This is a genomic window from Burkholderia sp. AU4i, from assembly GCF_000466765.1.
GTDB classification, from domain to species: domain Bacteria; phylum Pseudomonadota; class Gammaproteobacteria; order Burkholderiales; family Burkholderiaceae; genus Burkholderia; species Burkholderia cepacia.
The window spans coordinates 1-3,487 of the sequence record NZ_ASSI01000373.1; the positions used below are offsets into that span (position 1 = coordinate 1).

General features: G+C 72.0%; 3 protein-coding genes. All 3 read right to left on the reverse strand.

What is annotated here, in order from left to right:
• Positions 1–152 precede the first annotated feature (152 nt).
• Entirely contained in the window at positions 153–1,136 is a 984-nt protein-coding gene (locus L810_RS42765; RefSeq protein WP_021164312.1) for an LpxL/LpxP family acyltransferase, read from the reverse strand.
• Positions 1,133–2,875 (reverse strand): acyl-CoA synthetase family protein, encoded by a 1,743-nt coding sequence (locus L810_RS42770; RefSeq protein ID WP_021164313.1) that lies wholly within the window; start codon positions 2,873–2,875, stop codon positions 1,133–1,135. The genes L810_RS42765 and L810_RS42770 overlap by 4 nt, the downstream gene beginning before the upstream one ends.
• Positions 2,876–2,939: 64 nt before the next feature.
• A partial coding sequence (locus L810_RS42775; protein ID WP_042978393.1) for a membrane protein occupies positions 2,940–3,487 on the reverse strand: 548 nt, incomplete at its 5' end.

Consider the following 3,487-nt stretch of genomic DNA (forward strand, 5'->3'; position numbering starts at 1 on the left):
TCCTCGCGCCGTCGACAGTCGTCACCGAGGAGATGGTCGAGCATCTTTGCGACACCGAGGACAAACGTCAGCTGTTGCGGCGATGGCGGCGGCCAGCGTGCGGACGGCGCGACGCAGGGCGGGCGTGAGCGTGGGCAGGCGGCGAACGGCGGTCATGCGTCGGAATCCCTCGTGGCGGACAGGCCGGCACCGGCGCACGCGGCGTCGCCGCGCGCGGCCGCGGTCGCGGCATCGCCGCCGTGCCAGAAGTCGAAATAGTTGAACCAGTTGTACGGTGCCGAGCGACAGTACCTGTCGAGCAGCGCGACGTAGCGCGCGAGTGCCGCGTCGACGGCCGCCGCGCGCGCATCGCGCCGCACGTCGGAGAAATCGGCGAGCGTCTCGAAGTGCACGTCGTAGCGGTTGCCGTCGCGATAGAGGCCCGTCATGAAGATCACCGGGCGCCGCAGCATCGCGGCCATGTAGAGCGGCCCGAGCGGGAACGCGGCCGGCGCGCCGAGCAGCGGCAGCCGCCGCAGCGATGCGGCCGCGTCGTCGAGCAGCGTGCGGTCGGCGAGCATGCCGACCATGCAGTTCGCGTCGAGGCGCTCGCGCACCTTCAGCATCGAGTCGACTTGCCCGAGCGGAATCACTTCCGGCTGCGCGGCGGGATTCACCGCGGTGAGCGTCGCGTTGATCTTGCGCGCGTTCTTCTCGTACATCGTCACGACGACGCGCAGGTCCGGGTGCGTGCGGCCGATCGCGCGCACGACCTCGAAGCTGCCGAGATGCGCGCCCATCAGGAACGCGCCGCGTCCGCCCGCGAGCGCTTCGTCTACCAGCGTCTCGCCGTGCAGCCGGATGTCGAACAGGTCGAAGCGCCCGTTCATCAGGTAGATGCGGTCGTGGATCGTCGCCGCGAACGTGAACACGTGCCGGTACACGTCGCGCCAGCGCGCGGGGCGGCCGAGCACGCGGCGCAGGTAGTCGCGCGACGCCGCGCACGCGACCGGCGAAAACAGCACGAAGTACGTCGCGATCAGGTGCAGCACGACGCGCGCGCGCGGCCGGCCGAAGCGCAGCGAGATCCACGTCATCGCGCGCAGCAAGCCCGCATTGCTGCGCTCCTGGCGTTCGGCCCACGCGGTGCGCTTCATGGCTGCGCACCGTCCTGCTCGGCCGGCGGCGCGGACAGCACGCCGCTCGCGACGTCGCGCGCCCCGGCGCGCAGCGTGAAGCGGATCGCACCGCTGGCCGCGGCGTCGTACGCGAGATCGAGCGGCTCGCCGGGCGCGACCGGGCTCAGGAATTTCGCAGACCCGAGCCGCCACGCGTGCAGCGGGCGGTTCAGCGCGGTGCCGAGCGCATGGATCGCGTGATCGAGCAGCACGACGCCCGGCACGACCGGATGGCCGGGGAAGTGGCCGGGGAGTGCCGGGTGATCGGCGGGGATCGTGAACCCGAGTGCGGGCGTGCCGGCCGGATCGGGCACGGGCACGGGCACGGCCGCGGGGCGCGCATGTTGCGCAACGAGTGCGGCGAGCACGTCGCGCGGCAGCTTGCCGGTTTCGTTGCGCGGCAGCGCATCGACGAACACGAGCGGGCGCGGCATGAACGCGGGATCGATCCGTTCGCGCAGCGCGCGCTGCAGGCCGGCTGCCGTAAGCGTCGGCGCGACGACGAGCGCGACGAGGCGCGTGACCGGCTCGAGGCGGATGTCGTCGTGTGCCGCCGGGGCTTCGTCGGGCATGAAGAATACGCCGTCGAGCACCTGCGGAATCGCGTTGAGCTGATGGTTCAGGTACGCGAGCGACGTGCGCTTGCCGGCGATGTTGACGAGGTCGGCCTTGCGGCCGTGCAGCAGGAACCGGCCGTCGCCGAGCAGTTCGAGTGCATCGCCCATCGGTACGGGGGCCTCCACATGTCCGCCCGACACCCACACGGTCGGGCCGTTGTCGTCGTCGTCCGGTTCGGCGCGCGCGTCGAGACGGATGTCCGGGAACAGTTCCCATGCCGCGCCCTGCGACGTGCGGCGGGTGGCGATCTGGCCGGTCTCGGTGCTGCCGTAGATCTCGACGAGCGGCGCGTCGAGCGCGGCCTCGGCTTCGCACGCGAGCTTTTCCGACAGCGGCGCGGTGGCCGACAGCACGAGCGCCGCGCGCGGCAGCGCATGGCCGGCCGCGAGCAGCGCACGCAGGTGGATCGGCGACGTGACGAGCACGCGCGGCTGAGGGATCGCGTCGAGTTCGTCGCGAATGTCGACCGGGTAGAACGGCTGGCGGTTGCTGAACGCGAGGCCGCCGATCAGCGCGAGCAGCACCGTCGACTCGAAGCCGTACATGTGCTGCGCGGGCACCGTGCCGATCAGCGCGGCCGCGCGGCCGTCGAGCAGCCCGAGGCGGTCGGCCGCCGCGCGCACGCAGCCGACCAGGAAGCCCCAGGTCTTGCGGTGCGGCACCGGCGCGCCGGTCGAGCCGGACGTGAACACGTAGGCCATGATCCGCGCCGCATCGATCTGCGGCACGGCGAACGGCGCGTCGCCCGCGAGCGCGCCGGGGGCGGCATCGGGGTACGCGAAGCGCGGCAGGTCGATCGTGCAGTCGGGCGCGTCGTGCAGGCAGAACGCGTCGGGCGCGAACGACGCGAGCTGGCGGACCATTTCCGGCGTATGCGTCGACGGCAGCAGGCTGACCTTGCCGGCAACGAGCGCGGCGCACAGGCTGACCGCGAAGCGGTAGCGGTCGCGGCACACGTTGAACACGTGCGCGCCGGCGGGCAGCGCGGCGGCCACGCGCGCGACGTCGGCGACGAACGTGCGCACGGTGACGGGCGCGCCGTCGCGCCAGGCGATCGTCTGGTCGGGCGACGAATGGAAAACCAGCGGGTGAGTCGGCATAAATTGGTCGAAACAGGAGCGAAGGCCGGCGCGGCCGCGTTGCGGCGCCGCGCCGGCCGTGAATTCATCGTGATGCCTGCGACGCGTGTGTCGTCGCGCGATACGCGCGCACCGCGTCGACCATGCGCGGCCGCGGTTCGTGCGGCAGGGCGAAGCGTCGGCACGCGTGCTCGGCCGCGAACATCACGGCGACGAGCGGCAGCGACAGGTAGTTCGCGAACGTCGACCATGTGACGATCGGCGCGGTCGCGAACAGCAGCGTCGACACGGCGGCGATCGCGACGAAGAACAGCGTCCACGCGAGCGTGATCTGCCGCGTGTAGTGCGCGACGGCCGGCGTGATCGCGCCGTGGATCATCGTCGCGAAATGCGTGCACAGCGGCACCTTGCCGGCCGCGAGCGTGCGGCCGAACAGCAGCGCCATCGCGAGGTTGAAACTCGCGTGTTCCAGGTACAGGCCCCATTCGAAGTGCCGCGCGAGCGGCACGCGCGCGGCCCACAGCGCGGCGGCGGCAAGCAGCCATGCGGACACGAACCCGATGCGATGCGGCGAGCGCAGCGCCGTGCCGACCGCGAGCAGCAGCGGCGGCACGAGCGCCATCGCAAGGCCGA

Coding starts and splice junctions, on each gene's coding strand:
- L810_RS42765 (WP_021164312.1), bottom strand. CDS start 1,136: ATGAAGCGCACCGCGTGGGCCGAACGCCAGGAGCGCAGCAATGCGGGC.
- L810_RS42770 (WP_021164313.1), bottom strand. CDS start 2,875: ATGCCGACTCACCCGCTGGTTTTCCATTCGTCGCCCGACCAGACGATC.